Genomic DNA, 15,074 nt, shown 5'->3' with positions numbered 1-15,074 from the left:
CTGATCGGCGCTGATGTTCGGATATCTGCTCAAACGTTTGATCCAGATGACCCTCGTTCTTTGGGTGGTCTCGGTGATTGTTTTCCTGATGATGAGTTTCACGGGGGATCCGGTGTTCATGGTTGTCCCGATTGACGCCACAGACGCCGAGATCGCACAGGCCCGCCGTTTGCTGGGGCTCGATCAATCGTTGCTGGTGCAATACGGCAAGTTTCTGACCAGTCTGGTGCAGGGCGATTTTGGCAATTCCTATGTGTTCCGCCAACCTGCGATGACCCTCATTCTTGAACGGATGCCAGCCACGGTCGAAATGGTTCTGGTGGCCATGGCGCTTGCCATTGTGGTGGCGATCCCTTTGGGCGTTTATGCCGGTGCCAACCCCAACAGCCGGATCAGCCGGGTCATCATGGCTGGATCGCTGCTAGGAATATCCTTGCCGGGATTCTGGGTCGGCATGGTGTTGATCTACCTCTTTGCTGTGCATTGGGGGGTCTTTCCCTCATCCGGTCGTGGCGACACCGCAGAATTTCTTGGTTTGCGGATCAGCCTGCTGACGTGGGACGGCTGGCATCACATCATGTTGCCAGCAATCACCCTGTCCCTTGGCACCATGGCCATTTTGCTGCGCATGACCCGTGCCGGCATGATGGAAGTGGGGCGTCAGGACTTTATGAAATTTGCCCGCGCCAAAGGGGCGACGCGGCGGGATGTGCTTTACAAACACGGGCTTAAAAACGCGCTGATCCCGGTGGTGACAATCTTTGGTCTGCAATTGGGTGATCTGATCGCATTCGCGACAATCACCGAAACGATCTTTTCCTGGCCCGGCATGGGCAAATTGTTGATCGACAGCATCTACCGCGCCGACCGCCCGGTGATTGTCGTCTACCTGATGCTGGTGGCGCTGATCTTTGTGGTCATCAACTTTATCGTCGACATCGTCTATACGTTGATCGACCCGCGCATCACGCTGAAATGAGCATATGATGACTGGCTTCTTCCAATCCGAATTCTTTCACAACTACAAGCGCAGCTCCTCTGCCATCATTGGCAGTGCGCTTATGGCGTTCTTTGCCTTTGCGGTGCTGGCAGGCCCGTTTTTGGTGGCGCAAGATCCCTATGATATTGCCGCGCTCAACCTGATGGACAGCTACAAACCGCCCATGTGGCTGGAGGGCGGCGATCCGCGGTTTCCGCTTGGCACAGACGGGCAGGGGCGGGATGTCTGGGCGTCGATCCTCTATGGTGCGCGGATCTCGGTGTTTATCGGGCTGGTGGCGATGATCGCCTCTTGTACGCTTGGCACACTGCTGGGCCTTATCGCGGGTTTTTATGGCGGCATTGCCGATGCGATCATCATGCGGATTGCCGACATTCAACTGTCATTCCCTTCAATCCTGATTGCCCTGTTTCTGATGTCCGCCGTGGGCACCGGCATCGACAAGGTTCTGATTGCGCTGACTGCCGTGGGCTGGGTGGTCTATGCCAGAACAGTGCGCGGTTCGACCCTTTCGGAGATCGAAAAGGAGTACGTGCAGGCGGCAAAGGTGGCCGGGCTGTCCAACCGCAAAATCATCCGCAAACATGTTTTGCCCAATGTGCTGACCCCGCTAATCGTGATCGCGACCATTCAGGTCGGCACCTTCGTGTTGATCGAAGCATCGCTGAGCTTTCTGGGTGTCGGTGTGCCGATCACCCAGCCTTCGTTGGGCCTGTTGATCAAGAACGGGTTTGACGTGCTGTTCAGCGGTCTGTGGTGGACCTCGGTCTTTCCCGGCGTGGCCATCATGACCTTGGTTTTTGGCATCAACCTGTTTGGCGATTTCCTGCGCGACGAACTTAATCCGAGGCTCAAATGACCAGGCAAATCAAGTCAAAGCCGTTGCTTGCTGTGCAGGATCTGCACACCCATTTTCACACCTTTGCCGGAACGGTCAAAGCGGTCAATGGTGTCAGCTTCGAAGTCGGCGCAGGCGAGGTGATGGGCCTCGTCGGAGAAAGCGGCGGCGGCAAATCGGTTGTCGGGTTTTCCATCCTTGGCCTGATCGACAGCCCCGGAAAGATCGAGGGCGGGCAGATCCTGCTGGACGGGCAAGATCTGGTCTCCGCGGGTGAGAACCGGCTGAGGCAAGTGCGCGGACGCGAGATTTCGATGGTCTTTCAGGATCCGATGACCTCGCTCAATCCATTGCACACAGTGGGACGCCAGATGGACGAGGTCTTGTGCCTGCACTCTGATCTGGATGCCGCGGCCCGCAAGCAGGCCTGTATCGACATGCTGGAAAGCGTCGGCATCAGCCGGGCTGAGGAACGTCTCAAGGCCTATCCGCACCAGTTCTCTGGCGGCATGAGGCAGCGGGTCGTGATCGCGATTGCCATGCTGGCGCGGCCGCGGCTGATCATAGCCGATGAGCCGACCACCGCGTTGGACGTGACCATCCAAAGCCAGATCCTCAAGCTGATGCGGCAACAGATTGCGGACAAGGGCGCGTCGATGATCCTGATTACCCATGATTTGGCGGTGGTGTCCGAAATGGCCGATCACATCACGGTCCTGTATTGCGGCAACGTTGTGGAGCGCGGCAAAACCAGAGAACTGATCGAGACGCCGACCCACCCCTATACCCGGGGCCTGATCGACAGCATCCCGGACACCGCCGAACGCCATGACCGTTTGAAGCAGATCCCCGGATCGGTGCCGGACATCCGAAACCTACCCAAAGGGTGCAACTTCAAGGATCGCTGCCCACGGGCCCAAGCGCTTTGTGCGGAGCGTGAGCCAACCCTCACGGCGCAGCATGGCTCGCTTTGGGCGGCGTGTCATTTCCCCCTCAAACCGGGAGAGCTTGCATGACTTTGACCCCTGATCCCATGCTGGAGGTGCGCGACCTCGAAATGCACTTCCCCATTGGCGGCGGCCTTTTGGACCGGCTCAAGCTGGACAGTGGCGGGTTGCGGCTTGAGAATCCGATTGTCCGGGCCGTGAATGGTGTGAGCTTTTCCATTGGCCGGGGCGAGATCATGGCGTTGGTTGGGGAAAGCGGTTGCGGCAAATCCACTGTCGCCAAAACCATTGCCCGCATCTACAAACCGACCGTTGGCGAGATCCACGTCGATGGCGAAGATATCGCCGGTCACGGGTTCGCCGAGATGCTGCCAGTGCGCGCCAAGATGCAGATGATCTTTCAAGATCCCTACGCCTCGCTCAACCCGCGCCAGAAAGTCCGCGACATCGTGGCAGAGCCATTGCTGGAGCAAGCCAAGACCGCCGCAGACCGCAAGGCCGTGCCTGATCAGATTGAAAAACTGTTGGCGCGGGTGGGGCTGAACGCGGAACATGCCGGGCGTTATCCGCACCAGTTTTCCGGCGGGCAGCGGCAACGGATCGGCATTGCCCGTGCACTGTCGGTGACGCCGGGATTGATTGTGGCGGACGAGCCGGTCTCGGCCTTGGATGTGTCCATTCAGGCCCAAATCCTGAACCTGATGAAAGACCTGCGTGACGAATTTGGACTGGCCTATCTGTTCATCAGTCACGATCTGTCAGTGGTGCATCACATCGCGGACCGTGTTGGCGTGATGTATCTGGGCTTCATGGTTGAGAACGCGCCGCGTGACGTTTTGTTCTCGCGTCCGCGCCATCCCTATACACGTGCGCTTCTTTCTGCGGCGCCCAGCATCAAACCCAAACGCAGCAGCGAGGAAATTGTGCTCAGCGGCGAAGTGCCATCGGCGCTTGATCTTCCGGAGGGGTGCTGTTTTCGGACCCGCTGCCCCTTTGCATGGGACCGCTGCGCCCGCGAACGCCCCGCGCTACAGGATGTGGGCGATGGGCAAACCGTGGCATGCCACCTGACGGATGAACCGGAAAGGGATCGCCCATGACCACAATCGCACAGGCGCGTTTAGGCATTCACGACCCCCACGATTGTACGGATGCCAGTGACGAGCTGCCGATCCTGCATGCGATCTATGATACCTTGGTGCGCCGTGCGGGCACCGATTTTGTGCCGCATCTGGCCCAAAGCTGGACCGTGAGCGACGATGCGCGGCATTGGGTTTTTGATTTGCAAGAGGGCGTGACATTTCATGACGGTTCCGCCTGTGACGCAACGGCTGTCGCTGCGAGCCTTGAGCGTATGGCGCGGGCCGACAAAGGCTATACCCTTGGGGCGCCTGCTGTATGGCGGCAATTTCTTGGCGGAGCAGCGCTGGAAATTCTGAGCCCGCATCGGTTGTCCGTGCGGCTGGCCGCCCCGATGGCGGATTTGCTTGATGTGTTGGAGCAAGGTTTCATCGTCGCGCCCGCTGCTTTTGCCGCCCTTGATGCCAAGGACTATTCCGTGCAAATCGGCAGTGGCCCGTACCGCCTGCAATCGGTTGATGAAACCCAGATCACCGCTACCCGCGTTGCGGATCACTTTGCCGGAACGCCCGCCAATGCTGAGATTACTTGGAAGCTTGTCAATGACCCGGCAGAGCGATTTGCGATGCTGGAGCGCGGTGAAGTAGCCATTGCCAATGGGCTGGATTTTGAGGCCTCCCGCCGGTTGGGCGCTATGCGCCACACCTATTTGTCGCCGGTCGCCATCATCTATTTGCTGAACGCCGCGCAGGGGCCGCTGGCCGATGCGCGCGTGCGCCGGGCGTTGAGCCTCGCGGTAGACCGGGACGCGATTGTGCAAACTGTGATGCTTGGCGCGGCGCAGCCGCTGCACGGGTTCGTTAGTCCAAATCATTATGGCTCCTGCCAAGACGCCACGATCCCGACGGATCGAGAAACTGCCATGCGGCTGTTGGCCGAAGCCGGGCATGGCTCTGGTCTGACGTTGAGCGTGGATTGCCCGACGCGGCTGCCTGATGAGGCCGAACGGTTGACCGCAGCTCTGGCCGCGCAATTGGTCGAGGTCGGGATCACATTGGCGGTCACCGTGCATCCGGAGCGGGAAGACTACGCCCATATGGTGCGCCGCAAGGAGATCGCCGATCTTTGCGTGTTCGATTCCAGTCCGATGAGCACCTACCGCGTACTTTATGAAAAGATCGACGGGCGGGTCAAAGGATCGTGGTGGCAAGGGTACAAGAACCCCAAGATCGAAGCGTTGATCGACGAGGGCCGGGTGACAACCGACCGCAACCTGCGGGGCGAGATCTGGCAGGAGGCCTATAGGCTGTTGCAGGATGATCCGGCTTGGTTGACACTTTACAATCCGGTCCGGGTGATTGGCCTTTGGGGCGCGAACCCGGATTTCGAAATGCCAGCGGACGGGGTCATTGACGTGCGACAATTGCCAAAACTGGAGACACTGCCATGATTGAGGCAGATGCGCTTTTTACCGGCGGCTGCTTAGTCACGATGAACGTACAGCGTGACGTGGTGGATCGTGGCGCGGTGGCGGTTGCGGGAGGGCGTATCGTCGCCTTGGGCGCGGCTGCGGCGCTGGCCGATCAGGTGCACGCGGCGCAGGTCATTGATTGCACGGATCAGATCATTCTGCCGGGCCTTGTGGATGTGCATGCCCACGCCGGCCACGGGCTGATCAAATCCATCGGTATGCACAATGGGAACCGTTGGGAGGAGATCTGCGGCGAGGTCTACACCCAAGCCTCGGACGCGGCGTTCTGGTTTGCCGAGGCCCGCCTTGCCGCGTTGGAGCGGCTGCGGTTTGGTGTGACCACCGGGGTATCCCTGCTGGGCGGCGGCGATACGATCATGCGCACAGACGATCCGGCCTATGCCAAGGCGCATTGCGACGGGGTGCTGTCCGTCGGCACCCGGTCGGTTGTTGCCGTGGGGCCGACCCGCGCCCCGCATCCGATTGACTATGCCCATTGGAATAGCGGCACCCGCACGACCTTTCCGGTGAGTTTCGAGCAGCAGTTCGAAACCTGCAAACACATCTTTGAGGAATGGCACGGCAAGGCAGATGACACGATCCGCATCGCCATGCTCTATCCTGTCTTGCGCGGCGAACATGAGCGCGACATGGCGCCCGAAGACTATGCCGCCGCCTGCGCACAAAGCCAGGCGGTCCGGCAATTTGCCAAAGACAAAGGCGCGATCTTTACCCAAGACGGACACTGGCGTGGATCGGTGCGCAGGGCACATGAGCTGGGGCTGTTAGGGCCGCAATCCTTGCTGTCCCATTGCATTGATCTGCACGATGACGAGATCGCACTGATCGCCGAGACAGGCACCAAGGTGGCCCATAACCCCTCCGCCAATGCCTCCATTTCGGGGCGCTGCCCCGCGATTGAGCTGATGGCGCAAGGGTCGACGGTTGCGCTTGGCTCGGACGCGACCGCGCCCGACCGCTCAGCGGATATGTTCCGCCACATGCAGCAGGCGATGCATTATCACCGCAAGCATTTTCAGGATGCAGATGTCCTGCCCATCGGCCAGACACTGGAAATGTGCACGATTGGCGGCGCGCGGGCCTTGGGCATGGAAGGCGATATCGGGTCTTTGGAGACTGGCAAACGCGCCGACATCATCACCGTTGATCTGCGCCGCCCGCATCTGTTCCCGCCCAACATGCCGCTGCACCGGCTGGTCTGTTTTGCAAATGGCAATGATGTTAGCAATGTGATGGTTGGCGGGGCCATGGTGCTTGAGGATGGCCGTGCAACGCAGGTGCATGAGGATGAGATCCTCGCCGATGCAGCGCGGCAATGTGCCGTGATGCTGCAACGTATCGGTGGCGGCCAGGCCGATATGGCCCTGCCGGATGATTTTTGGGGAAGAGAGGCAACACCCACATGACCATCTATGTGATCAATCCCAACAGCAGCCAGTTTGTCACGGATGGCATTGACCGCGCCGTGGATCCGATGCGTTCTGCCGCGCCGGTGCCGATTGAGGCGCGGACTTTGGCCGAAGGGCCGCCGGGCATTGAAACGCAAGCCCATGTGGATGGGGTCGTGGCTCCAATGTTGGCCCATTGCGCGGCACTGGAAGAAAACGCCAGCGCCTTTGTCGTGGCATGTTATTCCGATCCGGGGCTGGCGGCGCTGCGCGAACAATCAAACCATCCGGTACTGGGCATTGCGGAGGCCTCTATCCTGACGGCGATGACCCTGGGCCAACGGTTCGGCATCATCTCCATCCTGTCCACCAGCATACCGCGGCACATGCGATACCTGGGCGCGATGGGCGTGATGGACCGGCTGGCGGGGGATCACCCGCTGGAACTGGGGGTGGCCGAACTGGCCGATGAAACCCGCACGTTTGAGCGGCTCAAGTCCGTGGGCGCGCATCTGCGTGACACCGCGCGGGCGGACGTCGCTATTCTGGGCTGCGCGGGCATGACCGCCTTTCGCACCGAACTTGAGACCCACCTCGGTATTCCGGTGGTCGAACCTTGTCAGGCCGCCACTGCAATGGCGATCGGGCGGGTGGCACTTCAAAAGACACGATAGGACCAACAATGACTTTACTTACTCCCCAAGCTGCAGGCGTCTTTGTGATCGCCGTGACGCCCTTTCACCCGGACGGGCGCATCGACATGGACAGCTGCGACTCGATGGTGGATTTCTACCTCGGTGCAGGTGCAACAGGGCTGACGGTCTTGGGCATGATGGGCGAAGCACCCAAGCTGACAGTTGAGGAATCGCGTGATGTGGTGGCGCGGATATTGGCCCGTGTCGATGGCCGGGTGCCGGTGGTTGTGGGCGTGTCCGCCCCCGGTTTTGCCCAGATCGGGGCCTTGACGCAGATGGTGATGGATCTTGGCGCGGCCGGTGTGATGGTGGCACCGCCTGGAAATCTGCGTACCGATGATCAAATCGTGACCTATTACAGCCAGGTGGCCGAGCTGATCGGCGATGTGCCTTTTGTCTTGCAGGATTTCCCGCTGGTCACAGGGGTGCAGATCGCGCCCAAGGTGATCGCCAGAATAGTCAACGATCTGCCAACCTGCGTTTGCCTCAAGCATGAGGATTGGCCGGGGTTGGAAAAAATCACCGCGCTGCGCAAGGCGGGCGCGCTGGACAGGCCGCTGTCGATCCTCTGCGGCAATGGCGGGTTGTTCCTGCCCGAGGAAATGGCACGCGGGGCCGATGGTGCCATGACCGGCTTTGCCTACCCAGAGATGATGGTCAGCGTGGTCGAACACTACACCAAGGGAGAGGCCGAACGCGGATGCGATATCTTTGACGCCTATTTGCCGCTGGCCCGTTTTGAGCAACAGCCGGGCATGGGCCTTGCCATCCGAAAATACACACTGGCCCGGCGCGGGATCATTGCCCATGACGCCCTGCGTAAACCGGGCGCGGGTTTGTCGGCAAACAGTCGCGCGGAAGTGGACCGTTTGATTGAACGACAAGAACAACGATTGAAGGAACTGGGCTGATGGATCTCGAACTGAACGGAAAACGGGCGCTTGTGTTGGGTGCCAGCCGCGGTCTTGGCATGGCCATCGCCAAATCGCTGGCTGCCGAAGGCGCAACAGTTTTTGCCGCTGCACGCAGCCGCGACAAGATTGCGGATTGGGCAGAGGGCATGACGGATGTCACACCGCTGGCGCTGGATCTGGCGGATCTTTCGCAAGTGGACGGGGTGGTTGACGAGCTGCTCAAAGATGGCGGCGTCGATATCATCGTGAACAACGGCGGCGGCCCACCCCCCGGTACCGCACAATCAGCAGAACGCGGCCAGTGGTTGACCCATTTTGAGGCGATGGCCGCCAATCTGTTCCACCTCAACACACGGTTGCTGCCTGCGATGAAGGGGCGCGGATGGGGGCGCATTGTCTCGATCACCTCATCCGGTGTTGAACAGCCGATCCCGAACCTTGCACTGTCCAACGGTATCCGCTCTGCCGTGGTGGGCTGGTCCAAGACATTGGCCAATGAGGTGGCAGGGGACGGGATCACCGTCAATGTCGTGATGCCGGGCCGGATTCATACACAGCGGGTTGATGAACTGGACGCGGCCGCTGCCAAACGCACCGAAACCGATGTGGCGGACGTCGCGGCAAAATCCCGCGCCACCATTCCTGCGGGGCGCTATGGAAAGCCGGAAGAATTTGCCGATGTTGTCACATTCCTTGCCTCTGCGCGGGCCGGATATGTGACTGGCTCCAAGATCCGTATTGACGGCGGATCTATCAAAAGCATCTAGGGCGCACCGCAAGCGCGGCCGTCCCCCATGGCAAAGACCATGGGGGACGGTCTTTTGACCTTAGGCCTCTGGCAAAACCGCGCTGGGCCGGTCTGCCATCTGTGCCAATTTGACCTGCATCAGGATCGACATTTCGTCATAGTTCACCCATTCATCGACAATCCGGCCATCGCGAATATGCAAATGGGTCATGCCCATGACCTGAACCCGTTTTCCGGTTGGTGCGCCGAGATCTTCCAGAATACCCCAACCAAGGTGGTGCCCCTCAACCACCCAGCGGATCGCCACTTTGTGACCGCCTTCGTCGCAAGGCACGGAACAGATATGCTGCGGCATGAAATGGCCATCAGGAATGGACGCATAAAAGCCCACCGTCTGGTGGATCACCGCCGCCTGCCCATAAAGTTCTTTCATCAGCGGACCGTGGTATTGAATGGTTGGCGCGTAGACCTCGTTGATCTTGCCGAACATCCGCCGATTGTGAATGTCGTTCAACCAGATCAGAACCTGTTCTTCTAGGTCGTTATGCGCAATCTCAAGATCGGGTTTGGCTTCGGGCGGATATTGCCCGGACAGGCGGCCGTTTTCACCGATGTCGATGGACAGCAATCCTTTGTCAAAATACCCCTGCGCAAGATTTTCAGCATAGTCCTGCGGATCAAGGCCGATCTGTTTGATCTGCGCCATGCTGTCCACAACCAGCCATTCGCGGTAAATCTTGTTCTCGAAAACCATACAGTCCGCGATGGTCCGGGCGACAAAGTTGCGGCCCGTCGGTTTGCCGTAGACCCCCGGCTGGGTATGGCGACCAGAGCCGGTGACCAGATGCGACGTGTAGAACCCGTCATCTTCATTACCGCGCCAGATCACCTGAGTGGCCATGCCGCGCCGTTCGGGCAGCATGAACATGCGTTGAATGGTGTCCTGCACAACCTGCTCGCGGGTGTAGATCGTACCGGTCGCGCCGTAGACCACGCAATCGTGTGTATAATGGGTGTAAATCAGCCCGACATCACGTTCGTCCCAAATCTTGTGGGTGCAGCGGATGATGTAATCCACAATGTCTGTGTAGATCGGATCAAACCCGCGCATGGGTTGCGCCCTTGGCCGGTCATCCGGGACCAGATCAACAAAATCAAGGCGCTCTGCCTGAAGAACTTCGGGGGCTTTTGCGGCTGGCGCTTGTTTGGGGGGCTGCTGTTTATTCATGGGTCACCTTCAGAATCGGGGGTTTGGATGAAAGGCTACTCAGATATGAATACGCTTGCAAATATTTCTTTATGGGCGACCCATCAGCTTGCGCGTTTAGCAGTAATTTCAAGTCAAAAGTTTAAGTAATCATAGGTAAATGGGAGAAATGATCGAAATCGCTACCAAGAGGAGCGCAAAATCTAAGCTTGAATGCGTATTCAAAATATGCACAACTGAGGCCACAACGAGACTCGGAATCGGGTTTCGGGCGGTGTTTGGGCAAGTTCCGGACGCCGGAGGGGAAAAGAAAAACCAATGGGAGGTTTCCAATGAAATTCAAACTCACAACAGCACTTGTTGCCTGTGGTCTGGCGATGTCGACCACAGCAGCTTTGGCCGATTGCGGCATCGAGGGTGGCTCGGTCCGGATCTTGTCCAACGACTTTGAAGCCCTGCATGTGATCGCGGACGCGGCCAAGACCTGCGCCAATGACAGTGTCGAGGTCACGAGCAACGCCACGACCGAACACAAGAACATTCAGGTGCCTGCGCTGACCACCAACCCGGCCAGCTATACTGTGCCGATTGTTGCGACAAACTCCATCGTGCCACTGCTGAACGAAGATCTGATCCGCCCGCTGGATGCCTATGTTGAAAAATGGGGACAACAATTGCTGCCGCAGCAGTTGATCAAGGTGGACGGCAAGGTGATGGCGATTGCCTTTATGGCCAACGCGCAGCACCTGTTCTATCGCAAGGACATTTTGGAAGAGCACGGCATCGCGGTGCCCGGCACCTATGCTGAACTGATCGAAGCCTCCAAAATGCTGAAAGACAAAGGCGTGATGGAATATCCACTGGCGGCGAACTTCAAGCCCGGTTGGAACCTCGCGGCGGAGTTTGTGAACGCCTACCTCGGCACCGGCGGTGATTTCTTCAAGGCGGGATCTGCTGAGTTGGATATCGACAATGCCAACGGCATGAAGACGCTCGAAACGCTCAAGGCGATGACCAACTACATGAGCCCCGATTACGTGACCTATGACACCAATGGCGTCAAACCGATCTGGGAGGCAAACGAGCTTGCCTTTGTAACATCCTGGGGCTCACGGGCCAGCGCCTATATCGGCGACGACAGCCCTGCACCGGAGATCGCCAAAGCAACAGCGCTTGCCGCGATGCCGGCGCTTATGGATGGCGGCGTTCCGTCTGCGGCGCTGTGGTGGGATGGGTTCACCATCGCCAAGAATATCTCTGACGAGGATGCCGAAGCTTCCTTCCGCGCAATGATGAAGGGAATCTCCCCCCAAGTGATCGCGGAGAACCAGGAGCTGGCTGTCTGGCTGGTGGATGGCTATGCGCCAACCCCTGCTGCTGACGGTGTTGTTGCCAATCTCCAAGGCAAGGCACGCCCCTATCCGATGGTCCCTTACATGGGCCTCCTGCACACGGCACTGGGGGACAATGTGATTGAATATCTGCAAGGCAGCGAAAGCGCCGAGCAGGCATTGGATGACATCACCGCCGCCTACAACACTGCGGCAAAAGAAGCGGGTTTTCTGAACTAAGCTTTGTGCCAGACATTGTAAGGGGGCGTAAAAGCCCCCTTACTAATCTTCGATCCGTATCCGGCTAATGGGGGGCAGGGGCCGCTATGACCCACAAGGAATTTATGGCCTTCATCTGGCCGTCACTGCTGGCAATGGCATTGTTCATCGCCGTTCCGATTATCTCGGTCGCCTATCAGTCGATGTTTGTCGAACATGAGCAGATCATGATCGAAACCGAAACCTGCGGCCCGTTTGGTTGCACACCCGAAGTGGCGGTCGATCAGGATGCGATGCGCAAAGTGCGCGAAGACTCTCCCGCCGGACGGTTCAACGGGTTGGACACTTACACAAACTCCAGCCACCTCGCGACTGATGAGATCACCGAGATTGTAGCGACCTCTGAGAACTTTGGCGAAATCCGCGACCGGATCATGAACCTGCCGTTCTACAAGGCGCTGATCTTTACGCTGTCATATACATTTATCGTCACGCCGCTGGTGATTGTCTTTGGGTTTATCATCGCCGTGGTGGTCAATTCGATCCCGAGTTTTCTCAAGGGGCCGGTGATCTTCTTTTCCCTGCTGCCGATGATCGTCACGCCGCTGGTGGGCTCGCTGGTGCTGTTCTGGATGATCGACAGCCGCGGTGTTGTGGGGGCTTTCCTGCAATACCTTTTTGCCGATCCATCGCTATCGCTCAAGGCCTCCCCGACGCTGACCTGGGTCACGTTGTTTGTTTACGGCGTCTGGCACTCTGCGCCCTTTGCCTTTGTTGTCTTCTACGCCGGACTGCAAACCGTGCCCTCCGATACGTTGGAATCCTCCATGGTCGATGGCGCCAACCGGTGGGAGCAGATCCGCTTTGTGGTGATGCCCTATCTGCTGCCGCTGGCGACCTTTGTGGCGCTGATGCAGCTGATGGACAACTTCCGGATTTTTGAGCCAATCATCGGTTTCTCTGCCTCCGCCAGCGCCACCTCGCTGAGCTATCTGATCTACACCGACCTGCGCGAGGCTGAGACCCCGCTCTTTGGGTCCGCTGCCGCGACGTCGATGCTGACGATCATCGGTGTGATCATCCTGCTGCTGCCGGTGCTGTTCCGCAACGCCCGCGAATTCAACCGAAAGGCTTGAGCCATGGCCCTGTTCCAAACATCCAGTGACAATCCAGCGGCGCAGAAATCCACCGCGCTTGCGGTCCTTTCGGTAGCATTCGTTCTGGTCTGGTTGTTCATCGCGGCCTTTCCATTCCTGTGGACAGCATGGGGGTCGTTCAAGGCGGAGGGCGATTTCTTTTCCCGCGCCGATTGGATGAACGCAATCGCCGGTCCCGCCACCACTGCGCAAACCGGCGGTGCCTTTACCCTTGATGGCTATCGCGGCGCCTGGATCGAAAAGGAATTCTGGCGTGCCGCGATGAACACCGGCATCGTAACGCTTTGCGTTACAATGATCTCGCTGACGCTGGGCACTTTGGGCGGCTATGCGTTGGCGCGGTCCGGCTTTCGCTACACCTTCTGGATCCTGATCGCCGCGCTGGTGTTTCGTGCCATGCCGCATGTGACGCTGGTTTCAGGTTACTTGTTGCCGTTCTTTCAACTGAATATCTGGGGCTATTTGCCGACCACCATCATCGTGCTGGTGGCGATCAATCAACCTTTCACCCTTTGGATGCTGCACAGCTTTTTCCTGTCTATACCCAAAGATCTGGATGAGGCCGCAATGGTTGATGGCTGTACCCGGTTCCAAGCGTTTCGTCTGGCGATCATCCCGGTGATGTGGCCCGGCGTAGTGACCACCGGATTGTTCAGTTTCCTGCTAGCCTACAACGATTTCACCACCACCTCGATGCTGCTGACCGAAACGAACGCCACTATGATCCCCAAGATCAACAGCTTCCTCGGCTCGACGCAAGAAGAGGGCAAGGTCATGTATGCGGTCGCCGCTGTGGTCTCGGCCATCATCCCGCTTTTTGTGCTCATCATGTTTTTCCAACGCCAAATTGTCAGCGGCCTGACCGCTGGCGCAGTCAAAGGATAGGTCTCTGTCATGGCCCGACTTCAACTCAAAAATATCAACAAGCGATGGGGCGACTTTGTCGGCGTGAAAGACCTCAACCTCGATATTGCGGATGAAGAATTTCTGGTGCTGCTGGGCCCGTCGGGTTGCGGCAAGTCCACGACCATGCGGATGATTGCGGGCCTTGAAGGGGTCAGCGAGGGCGAGATCCTGCTGGGTGATCAGGTGGTGAACCATCTGCCGCCGAAAGACCGCGATATCTCCATGGTGTTCCAATCCTATGGTCTTTATCCGAACCTGTCGGTCTATGAAAATATCCGCTTTCCGCTGCGGGTGCGCCGCGTGCCCAAGGACCAGCACGACGAGATGGTGATGCGGGCCGTGCGCATGGTGGAGCTGGAAGATTTCATGCACCGCCGCCCCGCCGAATTGTCCGGCGGGCAAAGGCAACGGGTGGCGCTTGGCCGTGCCATCGTACGCAAACCGACCGTGTTTTTGATGGATGAACCGCTGTCCAATCTGGACGCCAAGCTGCGCGTTTCGACCCGTGCGCAGATCAAGAACTTGCAAAGCAAGCTGAAGGTGACAACGGTCTATGTCACCCACGACCAGATTGAGGCGATGACATTGGCCGACCGCGTTGTGGTGATGAACGCAGGCGAGATCCAACAGGTTGGCACGCCCACCGAAATCTACAACACACCCGCCAACACTTTTGTGGCCAGCTTTATCGGATCCCCCGCGATGAACCTGATCGATGGCCGGATTGATGGCGGCACCTTCACTGCCGAAGGCATGACAATCAAAGGCCTGAAAACCCGGCACAGCGGTCCGGTGACCTTGGGTTTCCGTGCCGAAGACGCCGATGTTTGTGAGGCGGACGGCCAGATCACCGGACCGGTCTATTCAGTGGAACTTTTGGGCGATGCCACCATGATCACATGGCGTCAGGGCGGTGCGTTGGTATCGATCAAGACCAACAAGGACTATCGCGCCGAGATTGACCAGACTGTGACAGGTGCCATTCCGACCGAGATTTGCCACCTGTTCGACGCGCAGACAGGGGCGCGGATCGCGCAAGACTAAAACAACTTAGATTTCAAGGATAAGAGCAATGGCGATCGAATTTCTCAAGCGCAGCAAGCCCGAGACAGAAAAAGCAGAAGATGACGCGAAGGTGCGGGATGTTGTGGC

14 protein-coding genes are annotated in these 15,074 nt (G+C 58.5%); 13 read left to right on the top strand and 1 reads right to left on the bottom strand.

The window, feature by feature from the left end; translation table 11 throughout:
* The first annotated feature begins 13 nt into the window (after positions 1–13).
* The 9 genes from C8N31_RS10890 to C8N31_RS10850 are packed head-to-tail and all read left to right on the top strand — an operon-like array spanning position 14 to position 9,121.
* Positions 14–979: an ABC transporter permease gene (locus tag C8N31_RS10890; protein ID WP_025049759.1), complete on the top strand. Its 966-nt coding sequence runs from the start codon at positions 14–16 to the stop codon at positions 977–979.
* A 7-nt stretch (positions 980–986) separates the two neighbouring features.
* The gene (locus C8N31_RS10885) at positions 987–1,859 is read left to right on the top strand and encodes an ABC transporter permease (RefSeq protein ID WP_025049760.1); all 873 of its coding nucleotides are present in this window, start codon (positions 987–989) and stop codon (positions 1,857–1,859) included.
* Positions 1,856–2,854 (top strand): ABC transporter ATP-binding protein, encoded by a 999-nt coding sequence (locus C8N31_RS10880; RefSeq protein WP_037918915.1) that lies wholly within the window; start codon positions 1,856–1,858, stop codon positions 2,852–2,854. The genes C8N31_RS10885 and C8N31_RS10880 overlap by 4 nt, the downstream gene beginning before the upstream one ends.
* Positions 2,851–3,885, top strand: a complete 1,035-nt coding sequence (locus C8N31_RS10875) for an ABC transporter ATP-binding protein (protein ID WP_037918917.1) — start codon at positions 2,851–2,853, stop codon at positions 3,883–3,885. Before C8N31_RS10880 ends, C8N31_RS10875 begins: the two co-directional genes overlap by 4 nt.
* Positions 3,882–5,315: an ABC transporter substrate-binding protein gene (locus tag C8N31_RS10870; protein WP_025049763.1), complete on the top strand. Its 1,434-nt coding sequence runs from the start codon at positions 3,882–3,884 to the stop codon at positions 5,313–5,315. Before C8N31_RS10875 ends, C8N31_RS10870 begins: the two co-directional genes overlap by 4 nt.
* The gene (locus tag C8N31_RS10865; protein ID WP_037918919.1) at positions 5,312–6,763 is read left to right on the top strand and encodes an amidohydrolase family protein; all 1,452 of its coding nucleotides are present in this window, start codon (positions 5,312–5,314) and stop codon (positions 6,761–6,763) included. The genes C8N31_RS10870 and C8N31_RS10865 overlap by 4 nt, the downstream gene beginning before the upstream one ends.
* On the top strand, positions 6,760–7,419 hold the full coding sequence (locus C8N31_RS10860) for an aspartate/glutamate racemase family protein (protein ID WP_025049765.1): 660 nt from the start codon (positions 6,760–6,762) through the stop codon (positions 7,417–7,419). The genes C8N31_RS10865 and C8N31_RS10860 overlap by 4 nt, the downstream gene beginning before the upstream one ends.
* An 8-nt stretch (positions 7,420–7,427) precedes the next feature.
* Positions 7,428–8,351: a dihydrodipicolinate synthase family protein gene (locus tag C8N31_RS10855; protein ID WP_025049766.1), complete on the top strand. Its 924-nt coding sequence runs from the start codon at positions 7,428–7,430 to the stop codon at positions 8,349–8,351.
* Positions 8,351–9,121 (top strand): SDR family oxidoreductase, encoded by a 771-nt coding sequence (locus tag C8N31_RS10850; RefSeq protein WP_025049767.1) that lies wholly within the window; start codon positions 8,351–8,353, stop codon positions 9,119–9,121. Before C8N31_RS10855 ends, C8N31_RS10850 begins: the two co-directional genes overlap by 1 nt.
* Before the next feature lie 60 nt (positions 9,122–9,181).
* Here C8N31_RS10850 and C8N31_RS10845 read toward each other — a convergent pair whose 3' ends face one another.
* Complete coding sequence (locus tag C8N31_RS10845; RefSeq protein ID WP_025049768.1) at positions 9,182–10,330, bottom strand: nuclear transport factor 2 family protein; 1,149 nt, start codon at positions 10,328–10,330, stop codon at positions 9,182–9,184.
* A 311-nt stretch (positions 10,331–10,641) separates the two neighbouring features.
* Here C8N31_RS10845 and C8N31_RS10840 point away from each other — a divergent pair, with 311 nt between their 5' ends.
* The 4 genes from C8N31_RS10840 (at position 10,642) to C8N31_RS10825 (ending at position 14,966) form a co-directional block, all read left to right on the top strand.
* A complete protein-coding gene (locus tag C8N31_RS10840; protein ID WP_025049769.1) occupies positions 10,642–11,880 on the top strand; it encodes an ABC transporter substrate-binding protein in 1,239 nt (412 codons plus the stop codon).
* Between the two features lie 86 nt (positions 11,881–11,966).
* Complete coding sequence (locus tag C8N31_RS10835) at positions 11,967–12,995, top strand: carbohydrate ABC transporter permease (RefSeq protein WP_025049770.1); 1,029 nt, start codon at positions 11,967–11,969, stop codon at positions 12,993–12,995.
* A 3-nt stretch (positions 12,996–12,998) separates the two neighbouring features.
* Positions 12,999–13,901 (top strand): carbohydrate ABC transporter permease, encoded by a 903-nt coding sequence (locus C8N31_RS10830; protein WP_025049771.1) that lies wholly within the window; start codon positions 12,999–13,001, stop codon positions 13,899–13,901.
* A 9-nt stretch (positions 13,902–13,910) separates the two neighbouring features.
* Positions 13,911–14,966 carry an ABC transporter ATP-binding protein gene (locus C8N31_RS10825; RefSeq protein WP_025049772.1) on the top strand — a complete coding sequence of 352 codons (1,056 nt, stop codon included), beginning with the start codon at positions 13,911–13,913 and terminating at the stop codon, positions 14,964–14,966.
* The last annotated feature ends 108 nt before the right edge of the window (positions 14,967–15,074 follow it).

The sequence above is a fragment of the Sulfitobacter mediterraneus genome, from assembly GCF_003054325.1.
In the GTDB taxonomy this organism is placed as follows: Bacteria; Pseudomonadota; Alphaproteobacteria; order Rhodobacterales; family Rhodobacteraceae; genus Sulfitobacter; species Sulfitobacter mediterraneus.
This window is presented reverse-complemented; position numbering and strand designations above follow the sequence as displayed.

Excerpts from the sequence above, each read along its gene's own strand:
- C8N31_RS10850 (WP_025049767.1), top strand. The coding sequence starts at position 8,351 with ATGGATCTCGAACTGAACGGAAAACGGGCGCTTGTGTTGGGTGCCAGC.
- C8N31_RS10870 (WP_025049763.1), top strand. The coding sequence starts at position 3,882 with ATGACCACAATCGCACAGGCGCGTTTAGGCATTCACGACCCCCACGAT.
- C8N31_RS10825 (WP_025049772.1), top strand. The coding sequence starts at position 13,911 with ATGGCCCGACTTCAACTCAAAAATATCAACAAGCGATGGGGCGACTTT.
- C8N31_RS10830 (WP_025049771.1), top strand. The coding sequence starts at position 12,999 with ATGGCCCTGTTCCAAACATCCAGTGACAATCCAGCGGCGCAGAAATCC.
- C8N31_RS10865 (WP_037918919.1), top strand. The coding sequence starts at position 5,312 with ATGATTGAGGCAGATGCGCTTTTTACCGGCGGCTGCTTAGTCACGATG.
- C8N31_RS10855 (WP_025049766.1), top strand. The coding sequence starts at position 7,428 with ATGACTTTACTTACTCCCCAAGCTGCAGGCGTCTTTGTGATCGCCGTG.
- C8N31_RS10860 (WP_025049765.1), top strand. The coding sequence starts at position 6,760 with ATGACCATCTATGTGATCAATCCCAACAGCAGCCAGTTTGTCACGGAT.
- C8N31_RS10885 (WP_025049760.1), top strand. The coding sequence starts at position 987 with ATGACTGGCTTCTTCCAATCCGAATTCTTTCACAACTACAAGCGCAGC.
- C8N31_RS10845 (WP_025049768.1), bottom strand. The coding sequence starts at position 10,330 with ATGAATAAACAGCAGCCCCCCAAACAAGCGCCAGCCGCAAAAGCCCCC.
- C8N31_RS10835 (WP_025049770.1), top strand. The coding sequence starts at position 11,967 with ATGACCCACAAGGAATTTATGGCCTTCATCTGGCCGTCACTGCTGGCA.
- C8N31_RS10875 (WP_037918917.1), top strand. The coding sequence starts at position 2,851 with ATGACTTTGACCCCTGATCCCATGCTGGAGGTGCGCGACCTCGAAATG.
- C8N31_RS10880 (WP_037918915.1), top strand. The coding sequence starts at position 1,856 with ATGACCAGGCAAATCAAGTCAAAGCCGTTGCTTGCTGTGCAGGATCTG.
- C8N31_RS10890 (WP_025049759.1), top strand. The coding sequence starts at position 14 with ATGTTCGGATATCTGCTCAAACGTTTGATCCAGATGACCCTCGTTCTT.
- C8N31_RS10840 (WP_025049769.1), top strand. The coding sequence starts at position 10,642 with ATGAAATTCAAACTCACAACAGCACTTGTTGCCTGTGGTCTGGCGATG.